17 protein-coding genes and 1 tRNA gene are annotated in these 16,267 nt (G+C 55.1%); 7 read left to right on the forward strand and 11 right to left on the reverse strand.

What is annotated here, in order from left to right; translation table 11 throughout:
- Positions 1-17: 17 nt before the first annotated feature.
- The 3 genes from BARVI_RS11115 to BARVI_RS11125 are packed head-to-tail and all read right to left on the reverse strand — an operon-like array spanning position 18 to position 1,866.
- A complete protein-coding gene (locus BARVI_RS11115) occupies positions 18-542 on the reverse strand; it encodes a KdsC family phosphatase (RefSeq protein WP_025279316.1) in 525 nt (174 codons plus the stop codon).
- Positions 539-1,345, reverse strand: a complete 807-nt coding sequence (locus BARVI_RS11120; protein ID WP_025279317.1) for a Rossmann-like and DUF2520 domain-containing protein — start codon at positions 1,343-1,345, stop codon at positions 539-541. Before BARVI_RS11120 ends, BARVI_RS11115 begins: the two co-directional genes overlap by 4 nt.
- Positions 1,336-1,866 carry a nitroreductase family protein gene (locus BARVI_RS11125; protein WP_025279318.1) on the reverse strand — a complete coding sequence of 177 codons (531 nt, stop codon included), beginning with the start codon at positions 1,864-1,866 and terminating at the stop codon, positions 1,336-1,338. Before BARVI_RS11125 ends, BARVI_RS11120 begins: the two co-directional genes overlap by 10 nt.
- Positions 1,867-2,121: 255 nt before the next feature.
- Here BARVI_RS11125 and BARVI_RS11130 point away from each other — a divergent pair, with 255 nt between their 5' ends.
- Complete coding sequence (locus BARVI_RS11130) at positions 2,122-4,536, forward strand: TonB-dependent receptor (RefSeq protein ID WP_025279319.1); 2,415 nt, start codon at positions 2,122-2,124, stop codon at positions 4,534-4,536.
- A gap of 10 nt (positions 4,537-4,546) precedes the next feature.
- On the opposite strand, the gene BARVI_RS11135 is transcribed toward BARVI_RS11130, so the two are convergent.
- Positions 4,547-5,062 carry a DUF308 domain-containing protein gene (locus BARVI_RS11135; RefSeq protein ID WP_025279320.1) on the reverse strand — a complete coding sequence of 172 codons (516 nt, stop codon included), beginning with the start codon at positions 5,060-5,062 and terminating at the stop codon, positions 4,547-4,549.
- A 270-nt stretch (positions 5,063-5,332) separates the two neighbouring features.
- Between BARVI_RS11135 and BARVI_RS11140 the strand changes: the two genes are divergently transcribed.
- Positions 5,333-6,301: a diacylglycerol/lipid kinase family protein gene (locus BARVI_RS11140; protein ID WP_025279321.1), complete on the forward strand. Its 969-nt coding sequence runs from the start codon at positions 5,333-5,335 to the stop codon at positions 6,299-6,301.
- Positions 6,302-6,369: 68 nt separating this feature from the next.
- Here the strand turns inward: BARVI_RS11140 and BARVI_RS11145 are convergent, their stop codons facing one another.
- Positions 6,370-6,876, reverse strand: coding sequence for a metallophosphoesterase family protein (locus BARVI_RS11145; RefSeq protein WP_025279322.1), 507 nt, complete (start codon positions 6,874-6,876; stop codon positions 6,370-6,372).
- 88 nt (positions 6,877-6,964) lie between these two features.
- Here BARVI_RS11145 and BARVI_RS11150 point away from each other — a divergent pair.
- Positions 6,965-7,037: transfer RNA gene (locus BARVI_RS11150), tRNA-Gly, on the forward strand.
- A 192-nt stretch (positions 7,038-7,229) separates the two neighbouring features.
- Positions 7,230-7,595, forward strand: a complete 366-nt coding sequence (locus BARVI_RS11155) for a hypothetical protein (RefSeq protein ID WP_157232592.1) — start codon at positions 7,230-7,232, stop codon at positions 7,593-7,595.
- 132 nt (positions 7,596-7,727) lie between these two features.
- Here the strand turns inward: BARVI_RS11155 and BARVI_RS11160 are convergent, their stop codons facing one another.
- Complete coding sequence (locus BARVI_RS11160; RefSeq protein WP_025279324.1) at positions 7,728-9,260, reverse strand: bifunctional GNAT family N-acetyltransferase/carbon-nitrogen hydrolase family protein; 1,533 nt, start codon at positions 9,258-9,260, stop codon at positions 7,728-7,730.
- 253 nt (positions 9,261-9,513) lie between these two features.
- Between BARVI_RS11160 and BARVI_RS11165 the strand changes: the two genes are divergently transcribed.
- From BARVI_RS11165 to BARVI_RS11175, 3 genes are read left to right on the forward strand one after another with little or no spacing between them, the layout of a single operon-like run.
- A complete protein-coding gene (locus tag BARVI_RS11165; RefSeq protein WP_025279325.1) occupies positions 9,514-10,182 on the forward strand; it encodes a DUF6249 domain-containing protein in 669 nt (222 codons plus the stop codon).
- 14 nt (positions 10,183-10,196) lie between these two features.
- Positions 10,197-10,742 (forward strand): RNA polymerase sigma factor, encoded by a 546-nt coding sequence (locus BARVI_RS11170; RefSeq protein ID WP_025279326.1) that lies wholly within the window; start codon positions 10,197-10,199, stop codon positions 10,740-10,742.
- The gene (locus BARVI_RS11175) at positions 10,726-11,052 is read left to right on the forward strand and encodes a hypothetical protein (protein ID WP_025279327.1); all 327 of its coding nucleotides are present in this window, start codon (positions 10,726-10,728) and stop codon (positions 11,050-11,052) included. Before BARVI_RS11170 ends, BARVI_RS11175 begins: the two co-directional genes overlap by 17 nt.
- A gap of 106 nt (positions 11,053-11,158) precedes the next feature.
- Here BARVI_RS11175 and BARVI_RS11180 read toward each other — a convergent pair whose 3' ends face one another.
- Genes BARVI_RS11180 through BARVI_RS11200 form a run of 5 tightly spaced genes read right to left on the reverse strand, consistent with a single transcriptional unit; the run spans position 11,159 to position 16,237 of the window.
- Positions 11,159-11,917 (reverse strand): LytR/AlgR family response regulator transcription factor, encoded by a 759-nt coding sequence (locus BARVI_RS11180; protein WP_025279328.1) that lies wholly within the window; start codon positions 11,915-11,917, stop codon positions 11,159-11,161.
- Positions 11,918-11,935: 18 nt separating this feature from the next.
- Positions 11,936-13,000 carry a sensor histidine kinase gene (locus BARVI_RS11185; protein WP_025279329.1) on the reverse strand — a complete coding sequence of 355 codons (1,065 nt, stop codon included), beginning with the start codon at positions 12,998-13,000 and terminating at the stop codon, positions 11,936-11,938.
- 37 nt (positions 13,001-13,037) lie between these two features.
- Positions 13,038-14,258 carry an ABC transporter permease gene (locus tag BARVI_RS11190; protein WP_025279330.1) on the reverse strand — a complete coding sequence of 407 codons (1,221 nt, stop codon included), beginning with the start codon at positions 14,256-14,258 and terminating at the stop codon, positions 13,038-13,040.
- Positions 14,259-14,271: 13 nt separating this feature from the next.
- Positions 14,272-15,018 carry an ABC transporter ATP-binding protein gene (locus tag BARVI_RS11195; RefSeq protein ID WP_025279331.1) on the reverse strand — a complete coding sequence of 249 codons (747 nt, stop codon included), beginning with the start codon at positions 15,016-15,018 and terminating at the stop codon, positions 14,272-14,274.
- 19 nt (positions 15,019-15,037) lie between these two features.
- Positions 15,038-16,237, reverse strand: a complete 1,200-nt coding sequence (locus BARVI_RS11200; protein WP_025279332.1) for an efflux RND transporter periplasmic adaptor subunit — start codon at positions 16,235-16,237, stop codon at positions 15,038-15,040.
- Positions 16,238-16,267: the final 30 nt, after the last annotated feature.

The raw sequence follows: 16,267 nt of genomic DNA on the forward strand, positions 1-16,267 counted from the left end.
TTTCGTGTTAAGTGTGGTTACCAGCCGAACGCCTTTTGGTCGGCCATCCATTTGCCCTGGGCGCGCAGCACCTGTTCGATGATGTCGCGGCCGCAACCCATTCCGCCGCAGAAGGGCGAGATGTAGCGGGCTATCTGCTTGATTTCGGGGGCGGCATCGGCCGGACAGGCGGGCAGTCCGACCACCCGCATCACCTCATAGTCGGGAATGTCGTCGCCCATATACATCACCTCGTCGGCTTGCAGTCCGCACTCGGCAATCCACTGTTCGAAGACTTTGATTTTCACGGCCGCTCCCAGATAGACGTGCGACAGCCCCAGCCCCTCGAAGCGTTTGCGCACCGCTTCGGTGCGGCCGCCGGTGATGATGGCCACGGGATAGCCCAGTTTGGCGGCCAGTTGCAAGGCATATCCGTCTTTGATGTTGATGACCCGCATGGGTTCGCCCGAGGGGTGCAGAGGTATGGAGTCGGACGACAGCACGCCGTCCACGTCGAAGGCAAAGGCTTTTATTTTCGTTAGGTCGAAATCGGTTCGGCTCATGATTCTTTCGGTTTATCGGGGTTATGGGTTTCGTGAATGCTGCGGCTCAGGAGGGTGTAAATCTCGCGCATCGTGGGGTCGGTGAGCAGTGCCTCCTGCTTGGCGATGATGTTCTGGTCGTACCGGATAGCCGGACCCGTCTGGGCATCGAAGGGAGACATGTCGGCTACCTTGGCAGCCGTTTCGCGAATGAGAGGCAACATCGCCTCGAACGGCAGATTGTGCTCCTGCAAGATGCGGTCGCACAGTGCGTAGAGGTGATTGGTGAAGTTGCAGGCAAAGACCGCTGCCAGATGCAGGTATTTGCGTTGCTCCGAGTCGGCCCGGTAGACCTTGCCCGAGAGGCGGGCGGCCAGGTCGTGCAGCCGGGCGGTATCGGCCTCGCTGTTGGCCTCGATGAAAAAGGGAATGTCATCGAAGTCGACGGCCCGCTCCTTGCTGAATGTCTGCATGGGGTAGAAGACACCGTAGCGATTCGTATAGGGACGGAACACCTCGCGGTCTACGCTGCCGGCCGTGTGTACCCACAGTCCGGCATTGGCCGGCATGGCAGATAGCAGTTGAGGCAGTACCGAATCCTTTACGGCAAAGATGTAGAGGTCGCCGTCGGTAGGCAGGCTGTCGAGGCGGGTGGTGTAGTGGCTGTGAGGCAACTGTTCGCTCAATCGCCGGGACGACTCCTCGGTGCGGCTGTACACCCACTCGGGGGCGAGCCCTTTCGCCTGTAAGGCTAGCGCCAGCCGTGTGGCCAGATTCCCGGCGCCGATGAGGATAATTTTCATCTTCTCGCTGCTCATTCCCATTTGCCTATATGAACCTTTTCCCACATCATCTTCTCCTCGTTGAAGGGTTTGCGCTCCTCGTCCTTGTGACCGATGGAGAGAATGCAGAGGACGCCCATCGTCTCGGGAATCCCCAGAATCTCGCGCACGATATCCTCGGCCGGTTCGTCGTTGGCCCCGAATCGGTTGCGCACTTGAATCCAGCAGCTGCCCAGTCCCAGGTCGGCCGCTTGCAGTTGCATGAGTATGGCGGCAATCGAGGCGTCCTCGACCCACGTATCGGTGAGCGTCATGTCGGCCGTCACGACGATGGCTAGTGCGGCACCTTCAATCGGTTTGGCTCCCGCGGTTTTGCAGGCCGCCAGGCGGGCGAGTACCTCTTTGTCCTCGACGGCGATAAACTCCCAGGGGGTGCAGCGTTTCGACGAGGGGGCGAGCAGCCCCGCTTCGAGAATCAACTTGACCGAATCGGGCGACAACGGTTGGTCGGTATATTTGCGAATGCTTCGCCGGTGTATCAACAAATTGTGCAGATTGTTCATAAGGGTAATGGTTTTAATGTATGTTTTTTGAGTGGACGCCGCATTTGGGTAACCTACGGTCGGACTGTGACGCCAACGGTCTCGGTCATGATGCGCGGCTCTTCCAGTAGCAAAGATACAAAACCTGATGCTACTGCGGGGAATATGGGGAAACTTTTTTCACTACTTTTCGGCGGGCCGCATACTGAACGGGGCTTTTTTACGTTTATTAAATGTGCCTCTCGACAAACGGGGCACGATGTGTATAGAATCCCGATGAGATACAAGATATTACTCCTTTTGATCACGATAGGTGCGGTGCTCGAACTGGCGGCGCAGGGGCGTGTGAAACTCACGGGTCGGGTCTACGACAGCGACAACCAGCCTATCGAACTGGCTACGGTGCGCGTGGCGGGAACGACCATGGGCACGATGACCGACTTGAAGGGCGAGTACCAGCTCTCCATTCCGGCGGGCGACTCGATTGTGGTCATCTATTCGTGCCTGGGTTATCGCGAGGAGCAACGGCAGTTGCTCAACCTCACCAAAGACGTTTCGCTGTCGGTGCGGCTGAACAAGAACTCGAAGATGTTGAACGAGGTGGTGGTGGCGACTCACCGTCGGCAGACCAGCACGTTGCAAACTATCGATACCAAGGATCTGAAACTGATGCCCGATGCCTCGGGCGGGAGTATCGAAGCGATGCTCACCACCTTTGCCGGGGTCAATTCGAGCAACGAGCTGAGTTCGCAATACTCGGTGCGGGGTGGTAACTTCGACGAGAATATCGTCTACATCAACGGTATCGAGGTGTATCGTCCGCTCACGGTGCGGTCGGGACAACAGGAGGGGTTGAGTATCATCAACCCCGATATGGTGGGAGCCGTAGGCTTCTCGTCGGGCGGCTTCTCGGCCGAATATGGCGACAAGATGTCGTCGGTTCTCGACATCATCTATAAGCACCCCCAGGCCTTCGAGGGGTCGGTCTCGGCCAGTTTCCTGGGGGCTACCGCATCGATTGGACAGAGTACCAAGAAGTTTTCGCAGCTGCATGGCATTCGCTACAAGACCAACTCCACACTGTTGAGTTCGCTCGATACCAAAGGCGAGTATGAGCCGTCGTTCTTCGATTATCAAACCTACCTGACCTATAAGTTCGCCCCCAAGTGGGAGGCTTCGTTCCTGGGCAATATTGCCATCAACGACTACAAGTTCACTCCCCACGAGCGCAACACTTCGTTCGGTACGGCTACGAATGCCAAGCAGTTCAAGGTCTATTTCGACGGTGGCGAGCGCGACAAGTTCGAGACCTATTTCGGGGCTCTGTCGCTGAATTTCTTCCCCGACAAATACACGCAGTGGGCGCTCATGACTTCGGCTTTTGTCACCAACGAGCTGGTGACCTACGACATTTCGGGGCAGTATTGGCTCGACGAGTTGGCCGATACGGGCGACGGCGAGGGCACCGAAAATACCGGGGCACTGGGGGTGGGTACCTATCACGAGCATGCCCGCAACCGGTTGAAGGCCTCGGTGATTGCCACCTCGATCAAGGGAGCTACCAAGCTGGGACAGAACGAATTGAAATGGGGTTTTACCCACCAGTATGAGCAGATTTACGATCGCGTGCGTGAGTGGGAGATGCGCGACTCGGCCGGCTATTCGCTGCCCCATACCGGGCAGTCGGTCGAGATGATCTACAACCTCTTCTCCCGGCAGGACATGGATAGCCACCGCCTCTCGGCCTATTTGCAAGATACCTATCGCCTGCGCACGTTGTGGGGGCGCTTCATCTTTACGGGCGGGTTACGCGCCTCTTATTGGGGATTCAACAAAGAGACGTTGGTGAGCCCCCGGGCTTCGGTCACCTTTATCCCGGCGGCCAACGAGCAGATAACCACCCGCCTGGCCGGTGGACTCTATTATCAGGCCCCCTTTTACAAGGAGTTGCGCGACACGGTGTGCGATGCCTCCAACAACTACGTGGTGCAGCTGAACCGGAATGTCAAGTCGCAACGCTCGATTCACATCGTGCTCGGGGGCGACTATTCGTTTCGGGCACTGGACCGTCCGTTCAAGTTCACGGCCGAACTTTATTACAAGAAACTCGACAATCTCATTCCCTACGAAATCGATAACTTGCGGGTGTGGTACAGCGGCCAGAACGAGGCCAAGGGCTATGCCGCCGGTATCGACCTGAAACTCTTCGGACAGTTTGTGCCGGGGGTCGACTCGTGGCTCACCTTTTCGCTGATGAAGACCCAGGAGGAGATTGGCGGGGTGAAACTGCCCCGGCCCACCGACCAGCGATACAGTGTGGGACTTTACTTCCAGGATTACGTGCCCCGATTCCCCAAATACAAATTCAGCCTGCGGGCCATCTTGGCCGATGGCCTGCCGGTGGGGTCGCCCCGTAAAGGGCGTCAGGCCGGCTATTTCAGGGCGCCGGCCTACAAGCGTATCGACATCGGAGCCTCGCGTCTGCTCGTCGGGGGCGAGGACAAACTGCTGCAAAAGGGAATCTTCCGCAATCTGAAAAGCGTGTGGATTGGTATCGACGTCTTTAACCTCTTCGACATCAGCAACGTGAACTCCTACTATTGGGTGACCGACATTTCCAACGCGCAATATGCCGTGCCCAACTACCTCACCCGCCGGCAAATCAACCTGCGGCTATCCATCGATTTCTAAGTGTCGAGCCTTATCTGAGGCGAATGTAATACAGGAGGTCGGTGATGCCATAGAGCAATGTGGCCGCCCCGAAGGTGGCTACGATAATCCGCTCGGTAGCCGAGAAGGGATTGACCAGAATCTCGATGCCGATGAGCAGGATAATGACCGGCAGCAGGTAGGATACCCACCCGGCTTTGCGTTTGATGGTCTTTTTCAGCGTGAGCAGATAGAGCAGCTGGTAGACCCCTATCAAGACGAGTGCACCCCCCAATACATAAATTGTTACACCAATGTACCAACTGGGTACCAAGATGAGCGAGCACCCGAACAGCAACAGTATGGCCGAGAGTACGGGGAACGGTTCGTTGCGTTTCGATGCCCCGCTCAGCAGATAGGCCAGAATGGTGTAGAGACTGGGTACCCCCACGAGGATACCGATAATCAGCAATATGGTGGGGAGAGCGGCGTTGGGGTATAACAGCAGGAGCAACCCCACTGCAATGGAGGCAATGATGCGGACGAGCGGATTTTGAAAAACATTCATAGGATAGCGTTCTTGGTTAAGCGTTCAGCGATATAACAACAGCAAAGGTAGTAAGATGTTTCAAAAACCGGCTACAAGATAAACGCTATTTAACGGCTTGGGGTATACAGAAGTCGGTGGGAGAGCTGAGAAATTGGGAATATTTATTATCTTTGTCCCCACTGCGGCAAATTGCCGTCGAGTCGAGTAGGTTGAGACGGCCGCATCGGCTTCGATGCAAGAGACTATACAAGAGCGATTTGCCGATATTTTCGAAATTAAAAAGATGCTATGCCTGCACCGAGAAAAATCTTAGCTATCATAAATCCCATCTCGGGAACCAAAGATAAAGAGGAGATACCCGCCTTGATTGACGAGGTGATAGACTCGTCGAAATACAGTGTAGAGTGTCGTTTCACGCAGTATGCCGGTCATGCCGCCGAGATGACTCGTCAGGCTGTGGCCGACGGCGTCGACGTGGTGCTCTCGGTCGGGGGCGACGGCACTTGCAACGAGATAGCCCGTGAGCTGATCAATACCTCCACCACCTTGGCCATCGTACCGGTGGGGTCGGGCAACGGACTGGCCCGCCACCTGGGCATCTCGATGGACGTGCGCAAGGCCCTCGATATTGTCAACGACGGCGTGGTAGCCGACCTCGACTACTGCACGGCCAACGGCCGTCCCTTCTTCTGCACCTGCGGAGTAGGGTTCGATGCGCTGGTTAGCCTTAAATTTGCCGAGGGGAAACGGCGGGGAAAACTGGCCTACGTGGCCAAGGCACTCACCGAGTACCTCAAATACAAGTCGGAGACCTATCGGATCGAGATGCCCGACGGCACCGTTACCGAGAAAGCCTTTCTCATAGCCTGCGGTAATGCCTCGCAATATGGCAACAACGCCTATATCGCCCCTCATGCCAGTATGCAGGACGGCAAAATCGATGTCACGGTGCTCATGCCCTTTACCCCCTTCGACACGGCGGGACTGGCCCTGCTGCTTTTCACCAAGCACATCGACCAAGATGCCAATATCAAGAGCTTCACCACCGAGTCGCTCACCATCAAGCGTGAGAAACCAGGAGCCATGCACCTCGACGGCGAACCCATCGAGATGGGAACCCGCATCGACATACGCTGTTTTAAGGGAGGTCTGCGCGCACTCATTCCTGCCGAGGAGCCCAAACGCTCGATTATCGAGCCCTTCGCCTCGGTCTTCTGGGAGTTTATCGAAACCGTCCGTCAGGAGTTGAATATATAACCCCTCCTATTATTTATTTCAAACTTATTGGATATGATTCTGGTTGGCAATGGTGGCCAGGGGCAGAGTTATCCCCCTTGTCGGCGGTCGGCCAGTTCGATGACTTCGAGGTCCTTGATTTCGCCCCGGTCGATGACGAATCGCACCAGCGTGCGTTTCTTGTGGAATCCGTACAGTCCGGCGGCGCCGGGGTTGATGTGCAGGCATTTCAAGGTTTTGTCATAGAGCACTTTCAAGATGTGCGAGTGGCCCGAGATGAAGAGCTTGGGCGGGTGTATGTAGATTTGCGGTATCACCTCGCGGGCATATTTGCCGGGGTATCCGCCGATGTGCGTAATCCACACGTCGACCCCTTCGATGGTAAACCGTTGGTGCTGTGGGTAGCGCAGGCGCAGTTCGTGGCCGTCGATATTGCCATAGACAGCCCGGAAGGGTTTCAATGCCTCGAACCGGTCGGCCAGCTCGACCGAGCCGATGTCACCCGCGTGCCAAATCTCGTCGCACTCGGCAAAATATTTCGCGTAACGGTCGTCCCACCAGGCGTGGGTGTCGGATAACAAACCTATTTTTACCATCGTTCTTTTCTCAATTTATGGGTAAAAGTACGGCAATAATTTGTAAAGTCGAAAAAAAACAGCTACATTTGTCCCCACAGAAACAGATGCGGTAGTAGCTCAGTTGGTAGAGCATCAGCTTCCCAAGCTGAGGGTCGCGAGTTCGAGCCTCGTTTGCCGCTCATCGAGAGGAGCCCGTTTGCAGTAAGCAAGTGGGCTTTTTTTTATTCATCTTTTTTCTGTCTCCTTGTAAATTATAATTTTATAATTTTATATGAGATATTGATATCCCGGATTAGTGTTTTTACATTTGTTATGATTTTATGAACGTTCAGTTAAGATAGTTAAATATAGTCACAATAAAAAATGTAGTTATGAGAAAAATGATGTCTGTACTGGCTATTCTGTTGCCGGTGTTTTTATTTTTTTCCTGTTCCGATGATGAAGCAATGAATGATTATGAGCATCAATTAATAGGCCGCTGGGTAGAAGATACCGATTCGCATGGAGAGATTTTCCATGCCGAGTTTCGGAAAGACGGAACCGGCACCCAATGGATTGAAAATTATGGAGTGCCGGGTCACGTGGTTGCGGAAGACCGTTTTACATGGAGTGCAACCGAAACCACGATTTTTATGACAATGGAGTATAGCGGGGATGCTGCTATCGAGTATGTGATACGGGAGAATAAACTGTATCTATCGTATGATGGCGATTATATGGTGTATGTGAGAGAATAGTATCGAATATATCTGTTGTATAAAAAAAGAATCTTGATAAACGACTTTTGACCGTTTGTCAAGATTCTTTTTTATGAATGAGATTGCTCTTCAATAAATTTTGAGATTCTTCAACCCGGTTTATGGTCGGGTCTATTTCTTCATTTTCACCTCATAGAGGTCGTTGCGGCGATCTTTAAGATTGCGCACACTGCCGTAGGTATGGAGCTCGTTGAGGAGGTCGAGGTCGACGTCTGAGATGAGAATCATCTCGGTATTGGGTGTAGCCTCGGCCCGGCGCCCGTCGGTGGGGAAGGCAAAGTCGCAGGGGGTGAATACGCCCGACTGGGCATATTGTATATCCATGTTGTGTACCTTGGGCAGGTTACCTACACTACCGGCAATGACCACGAAACATTCGTTTTCGATGGCGCGTGCCTGGGCACAGACGCGCACACGCGAATAGGCGTTTTGGGTGTCGGTGAGGAAGGGGACAAAGAGTATCTGCATGCCCTCGCCGGCCATGATGCGCGACAGTTCGGGGAACTCGACGTCGTAGCAGATGAGCACGCCTATCTTGGCACAGTCGGTCTCGAAGGTGCGAATGGCTTTGCCGCCGTTCAAACCCCAGCACTTCATCTCGTCGGGGGTGACGTGTAGCTTCTCGTACATCTCGTAGGTGCCGTCGCGGCGGCATAGGTAGCCGATGTTGTAGAGCAGTCCGTCTTCCTTGATGAGGGGCATGCTGCCGGTGATGATGTTGATGTTGTAGCGAATGGCCAGGTTGATGAACCGCTCGCGAATCTCGTCGGTATATTGGGCCAGACCGCGGATAGCCTCCGACTCGCTCTCGTCGTTGAAGCGGGCCATGAGGGGGGCGTTGAAGTATTCGGGGAAGAGTACGAAGTCGCTCTGGTAGCTGCTCACCGAGTCGACGAAGAACTCGACCTGCTCAAACAGGTCGTCGAGCGTCTTGTAGCTGCGCATCTGCCACTGTACGAGACCCACCCGCACGGTCGTCTTGGGCGAGATATACTCCTCGGTAGGCTCCTGATAGTAGATGTTGTCCCATTGGAGCAGGCAGGCGAAGTGTTTCGACTCCTCGTCGTTGGGCAGGTAGTTGCGCATCACCTTGCGCACGTGGAAGTCGTTGGAGAGCTGGAAGAGCAGCACCGGGTCGAATATCTCGCGCTTGCGCACCTTGTCGATGTACTCTTTGGGGCGCATGTGGTCGGCATATTTGTGGTAGTTGGGCAACCGGCCGCCAAACATGATGGCTTTGAGGTTGAGCTTTTCGCACAGCTCCTTGCGGTATTCATACATACGGCGGGCCAATCGCAGGCCGCGGTAGTCGGGGTGCACGAAGACCTCGATGCCATAGAGGATATTTCCCTTGCGGGTGTGGGTGTTGAAGGTCTCGTTGCCGGTCACCTGAGCATAGGTGTGGTCGTTTTTCACATCGTTGTAGTTGACGATAATCGAGAGGGCGCACCCCACGATTTTGCCGTCGACCACGGTCACAATCTGCCCCTCGGGGAAGATGCGTATCAGTTTGTCTATCTGTTCGGGGGTCCAGAACACGTCGCTGCCGTCGGCATATACCCGGGTGAACGAGCTGGCCAGCTGGTCGTAGTCTTCGCGTTGCAGATTACGAATCTCGACTTTATTAATCTCTTTGGGTTTCATAACTTCGTTAATTGTTTCGCGGTGCAAAATTACCGCTTTTTTGCGGGCATTGGTTGCTTGTGAACCCTTTTTCTTGGATTCTGAGTAAATTTGTTGAGCCTTTTGTTACACCTCAATGCCCTGTTGAGAAATTTTTTTGAAAAAATCGGGGGGAGGTTGCAACCTGCGGAGGGTGGGGTTGCGTCTAACGATTGAATTTCCGGAAAGAGAGATGAACAGAAAAACGATACATGAATTAAAAACCGATAACAAGATGAAACGATTTGTGATGACAGCGCTCCTTTCACTCGTGTTGTGGACGGGCGCAACCGCAATGGCCCAGACCGGCCGTGTAAAACCGACTGTAAAACCGGCAGCAGCTGTGGCTGCGGCGACGACCGAAAACGATACCCTCGGCGGTATGACCGAGACCGAAGCCTACAAGGTGCGTATGGCCGAGATTGAGTTGGAACGACAACAGGCCCTGTCGATCTACGAGCCCGATGCCGAGGATATTCTTGGTGCAATAATTCCCGTGTTGGGTATAACCGTACCTTTTCTTTTTGTCTTTTTGATAGTCTTCTTCTATATCTACTACCGCAACAAGAAGCAGAAGGCCCATTATGAGGTTATCGAGAAGGCCATCGAGGCCGGACGTGAGTTGCCCGACGGATTTTTCGAGTCGCCCCGGTCGCGGCAGGTGCGTCCCGACAAGCTGGTGACCCTCAACCAGGGACTGGTATACTTGGGTATCGGTTTGGGCTTTGCCATCTGGAGCATCGTGAAGTGGAGTATCGACGGCACCGCAGAGTTTGGCGACAGCTACGGTATCTTCCTGCTGGGGCTGGCGGCCATCTTTATCCTGGTGGGTGCGGGCAAACTGATACTCTATCGGGTATCGTCGCGCCCCGGGAACGACCACACCGATAATCAACCCGAATAACCGGACTCGACGCGATGGAGAAGACCGAGGATATGATGTGGGTGGCGCGCTGTGTCCTGCTGGACGACCGCAAGGCGTTTGCCTCGCTGGTCGACAAGTACCAGGGTCGGGTGAAGCGCTTCTTCCTGAGCCTCACCGGCGGCGACGAATCGCTCAGCGACGACCTGGCGCAGGAGACCTTCATCAAGGTCTATTACCACCTGCGCAGCTACAAAGGTCTCTCCTCGTTCTCGACCTGGCTCTTCCGGGTGGCCTACAACCTCTATTACGACGAGTTGCGCAGGCGGGGCGACCGCTACCTCGAATCGCTGGACGAGGCAACGGCGATACCCCAGTCGCCCGAGCCGGTAGACCGTCGGCTCGACATGACCCGGGCCCTGTCGATACTGCGACCCGAGGAGCGCACGGTCGTTACCCTATACTTTGTCGAGGATATGGCCATCGCCCGCATCGCCGCGGTGACGGGTATACCCGAGGGGACCATCAAGTCGCACCTCTCGCGCGCCAAACAAAAATTAGGAGAATATTTAAAGAAAAACGGATATGAAAGAGTGGAATGATGACCAGTGGCGGGAACTTTTCGACCGTCATACTCCCCAGCCCAAGCACGACCGGTGGTTTACCCGCCGGGTGATGAACCGCCTGCCTCGCAAGCGGTGGAGCCTCGAAACGAAAATCTCGCTGGTGGTTCTGGTACTGATATTGCTCATCTGCACGGCTTTGTGTGTGACTTTTGCCCGTGAGCTGGTTGTGAACCCCTGTTGGAGTTGCGCCGGTACCTGGGTGATGTATGGAGCCCTGACGGCGGCCTGTTTTCTCTTCGCCGCGCAGTTGAACGCTTTCTTCCGCTCGCTTTACGACGCTTCCTGAAACTGAAATAAATTTGAGTAGACAAGCCAAGGAGCAGACACCCCCTTGTCGGGGAGCCTGCTCCTTGTGCGGTATAGGTCGACAGCCACCCGGCGGAGCGTCCTGTTCAGTTCTGTGGCTTGCCGGTGAGCGGGGAGTGCTGGGCTATGAACTCGGCAAACGACTCCTTGTAGGTGTCTGATATGGGGATATACTCCTTGCCGAAGACGATGCGGTTGCGGTCGATCATCTTGATTTTGCACCCCTGCACGATAAACGAGCGGTGCACCCGTATGAACTGCCCCTCGGGCAACATCTCTTCGAGCGATTTGAGGCTCAGCAGCGAGAGAATCGGGTGCGGCTCGCCTTCGAGATAAATCTTCACATAATCTTTCAATCCCTCGATGTAGAGAATCTTGTCGAGCGGTATCTGTTTGAGCTTGTAGTCGCTCTTGACAAAGATATAGGGACTTGCCGCCGGCGATTCGGCCGGAGCCGCTGCGGGGTTGGCGGTATTGCCCTCCGACAGCTCGAACCATTGCAGCGCCTTTTGGGCCGCTTTGAGAAAGTCGGCATAAGAGAAGGGTTTGAGCAGGTAGTCGATGGCATTGACCTTGTAGCTGTCCACGGCATACTGCCCGAAGGCGGTGGTAAAGACAATGCGGCTGCGCCCCTCGATCATGCGCGAAAACTCCATGCCGTCGAGCTCGGGCATCTGAATGTCGAGAAAGATGAGGTCGATGTCACCGCGCGAAACCCGCTCGACAGCCTGCACGGCCGAGTTGAACGAGGCTTCCAGTTGCAGGAAGGGGGTGCGTTTGACATAACTCTCCAACAGCTCTATGGCCAGAGGTTCGTCGTCGATAATGCAGCATTTCAGTATCATGGTCTCCACGTGTTTGGGTTAGTTCAAATCGATGGTGAGCGATGAGCGGTAGACCCGAGTGTCGCTCTCGGCATGCAGGGTATATTTGCCGGGGTAGAGCAGTTCGAGCTGTCGCGACAGGTTTTTGAGCCCGATGCCCGAACCGCTTTTGTCGCTCTCGTCCTTGGGGAAGCAGCTGTTCTCGATGCGGCACTCGATGACCCCGGGCGAGGGTTCGCGCATGACAATCTTGACAAACGAAGGTTCGGTCGCACTGGTACCGTGCTTGAAGGCATTCTCGATAAGCGTAATGAAGAGCAGCGGGGCAATCTGGTATCCCCGGCACAATCCGTCGGGCATATCCACCTCGACCTTCACGTGACGGGCAAGCCGCAGCCGCATCAGCTCGATGTAGTTGTGGTTAAACTCCAACTCCTTCTCCATGGGCACATAGGCCTGGGCATTCTCATAGAGCACATAACGCAACATCTTGCTCAGTTCGAGTACTGCACTCTGGGCCCGGTCGGGGCTGATGGCGATGAGCGAATAGATGTTGTTGAGCGTGTTGAAGAGAAAGTGCGGGTTGAGTTGGTTTTTCAAGTTCTTCAATTCGGCTTCGGTACGCTCCTGTTCCAGTTGTTTACGCTCCTTTTCCGATACAATCCACTTCTGCGTCATTTTGATAGCCACACTCAATCCCACCATCAGCGCCAGCGTAATGGAGTCCTGCCACTGCATCAGTCCCGGCCGGGGAGGTCGCGGGATAGGCCGGTGGTGCAAAAACTCGTCGGGAATAATCATTCGGTGTACCAGGTAGATAACCACATTGGCCACCACGATGAGCAGCAGGTTGTAAAGGATAAACTGCACCGTCTTTTTACGGAAGAGTACCTTGTCGATGAGCCACAGGTAGTTGATATAGAAGATAACCGCGATACTGATGGGTTGGACATAAAACTTGATCAGGCTGAACTCGTGTACCCGTCTCATGCTCTCGAATCGCTCGATGAAGAGGAGCGGGAAGAGAAAGACGATAGCCCATGCCAGCAGGTGAATAAAGACGGGGTTCCAGCGGAGTCGTATATGTTGTCGGTCGGGTGCCATAGTACAAAGATAAGAATTTGAAACGGAAAAACGTTGATTATTCATAACGAATGGCTTCGATGGGGTCGAGGTTGGCTGCCTTGCGGGCCGGGTACCAGCCGAAGAAGATGCCGGTGAAGGTACATACCAGGAAGGAGAGTATTACCGAGTAAGCCTGTATGTAGACCGGCCAGTTGAATACCAGGTTCACGACCATCGAGGCTCCCACGCCCAGCAGTACCCCGATGATGCCGCCCGTGACGCTGATGAGTACCGCCTCGATGAGGAACTGGGCCAAGATGTCGATGCCCCGGGCGCCTATCGACATGCGCAATCCGATTTCGCGGGTGCGCTCGGTGACCGATACATACATGATGTTCATGATGCCGATACCGCCCACGAGCAGCGAGATGCCGGCGATACAGGCAAGCAGAATCGTCATCATGTCGGTGGTTGAGCTCATCATCGAGCTCATTTCCTCCTGCGAGCGTATCTCGAAATCGTCCTCCTCGCCCTCCTTGATTTTGTGGTTCTTGCGCAGAATCTGGGTGATCTCGTCGATTGCCTGAGGGGTGAGCTCTTCGGTGAGGGCCGAGCAGAAGATGCCTTGCAGGTAGGTGATGGCCAGCACCCGCTTTTGTACCGTGGTGTAGGGGGCCAGCACCATGTCGTCCTGATCCATGCCCATGCTGTTGTAGCCTTTGGGGGTGAGGGTGCCCACGATTTTGAGGGGTATCTTGTTGAACCGGATTACCTTGCCGATGGGGCTCTCTCCGTTGGGGAAGAGGTTGTCGATGATGGTTTGTCCCACCAGGCAGACTTTGGCCGAGGTGAGCACGTCTTGCGGGGTGAACATGCTGCCCTCGTCGATGGAGAACTTGCGTATTTCGAGGTAATCCTCGGTCACGCCGTAGATGGTGCTGGGGTAGTTGTTGGCCCCGTAGATGAACTGTCCGCTGCTGCTGACCGAGGGCGAGCAGGCCGACACGTATTCGGTCCCTCCGGCAATGTCTTCGTAGTCGTTCAGTTTGAGCGTCTGCATCGACGAGGCATCTTGCCGCACACCGCCCCGCTCCATGTTGCCGGGGTGTATCATGATCATGTTCGACCCCATTTCGGCAATTTGTGCCCGAATGCTTCGCTTCGAGCCTTGCCCGATGGCGAGCATGGTGATGACCGAGGCTACTCCGATGATGATACCCAACATCGTGAGGAAGCATCGCATCTTATTGTTGTTAAGCGCTTTGAGTGCTATTTTGGTGAGATTGGTCAGATTCATAGTTGTTGGTTCCTTAATCGCTTTCTACCGGTAACTTTTGCAACATCTCCTGGGCCGAAGCCTGATGGTCGTTGGGGGTGTCGCTGATAATCTTTCCGTCGCGCAGTACGATGTTGCGGCTGCTGTAAGCCGACAGCTCGGGGTTGTGGGTGACGAAGATGATGGTGCGTCCCTGGGCGTGCAGCTCCTGGAAGAGGACCAGAATCTCGAACGAGGTGCGGGTGTCGAGGTTACCGGTAGCCTCGTCGGCCAAGATGATGACCGGGTCGTTGACCAGGGCCCGGGCGATGGCCACGCGTTGTTGCTGACCGCCCGACATCTGGTTCGACTTGTGATTCTTCCGTTCGGACAGACCCACGGCATCGAGGGCGCGTGAGGCCAGTTCGTGCCGCTGACGGGCTGAGATGGCCGAATTGTACATGAGCGGCAGCTCCACGTTTTCGAGGGCGGTCGTCTTGGGTAGCAGGTTATACGACTGGAACACGAAGCCTATCTTGCGATTGCGCAGGACCGACCGCTCGTTCTTGCCCATGCTCCGCACCGGTATCCCGTCGAGGTAGTATTCGCCCGAGGTAGGGGTGTCGAGGCAGCCCAGTATGTTGAGCAGGGTCGACTTGCCCGAGCCGCTGGTGCCCATGATGGTCACGAACTCGCCGACGTTGATGGTGAAGCTCACCCCCCGCAGAGCGTGTACCGTTTCGTTACCCACGATAAAGTTGCGCCGTATGTTTTCCAGTCGGATAATCTCTTTGGTTGCCATGGTTGACGTTCTCCTTTCCTTATTTCTTTTTTCCCGGTGGCTTGGGCATGAAGGGGCTCTCCTCCTGGTTGCCCGAGAGTTGGGCTTCGGTCATTCCGGTATTGCTCTTGCGGTCTACGGCCACCACTTCGCCCTCGTTCAGTCCCGAGCAGATCTCTACGTTCACTCCGTTGTCCATACCTACTTTGACCTGGCGAGGTTTCCACTCCTGTCCCTCTTGTACCCACACGGTTTTGAGGCTGTCGTTATCGGGAGCTTGGGGTTGGGGCGTCTGTTCGGGAGCCGGAGCCTTGCTCGAGGGTGGGTCGGGAACGAAGCGGAGAGCCTTGACGGGGATATTCACCACGTTGCGGCGTTCGGCTATGTAGATGGTGACGTTGGCCGTGAGCCCCGGTTTCAGTTTCAAATCGGGGTTGTGAGCCGAGATGACCACCTCGTAGGTGATTACGTTGCTCTCTTCGGTAGCCTCCAAACGCACCTGGGTTACGGTACCCTCGAAGGTATCGTTGGGATAGGCGTCGACGGTAAACTCGACCCGTTGTCCCTCTTTCACGCCGCCTATATCGGCTTCGTCGACATCGGCAATTACCTGCATCTGGGTGAGGTCGGCGGCGATGGTGAAGAGGGTAGGCGTCTCGAATCCGGCTGCCACGGTCTGTCCCTCCTCAACGGCGCGGCTGATGACCACCCCGTCGATGGGCGAAGTGATGGTGGCGTAGGCCAGGTTGCGTTTGGCCTTGGCCAGGTTGGCCTCGCTGCTTTCATAGGCACTCTTGGCCTTGGCGTAGTTGTAGGTCGATTCCTCGAATTCGGTGTCGCTGATGAGCTGCTTTTCGTGCAGGGCCTGGTTGCGCAGGTAGTTCTTCTGCTGATATTCATATTCGGCTTTGGCACCGTCGTAGGTAGCCTGTTGCGAAGTGAGTTCGCTTTGCAGGGTGACCTTATCCATTTCGGCGATGAGTTGGCCTTTGGTCACTACCGAATTGTAATCGGCATAGAGCTTGTCGATGATACCCGACACCTGTGTACCTACCTCGACCTGGGTCACCGGCTCGATGGATCCGGTAGCCGTGACGGAGTTCGACACGTCGCCCCGGGCGGCCGTGGCCGTCTCGATGTAGTAGCTGTTGCTTGACGATTTCCTCCCGAAGATGGCCCACGCAATCACAATGACTGCGACTGCCGCTACCGAGAGAATGATGATTTTCTTACGTTTCATATCGTGATGATGATTTTTATAGGCTGTACA

It is taken from the genome of Barnesiella viscericola DSM 18177 (assembly GCF_000512915.1).
In the GTDB taxonomy this organism is placed as follows: domain Bacteria; phylum Bacteroidota; class Bacteroidia; order Bacteroidales; family Barnesiellaceae; genus Barnesiella; species Barnesiella viscericola.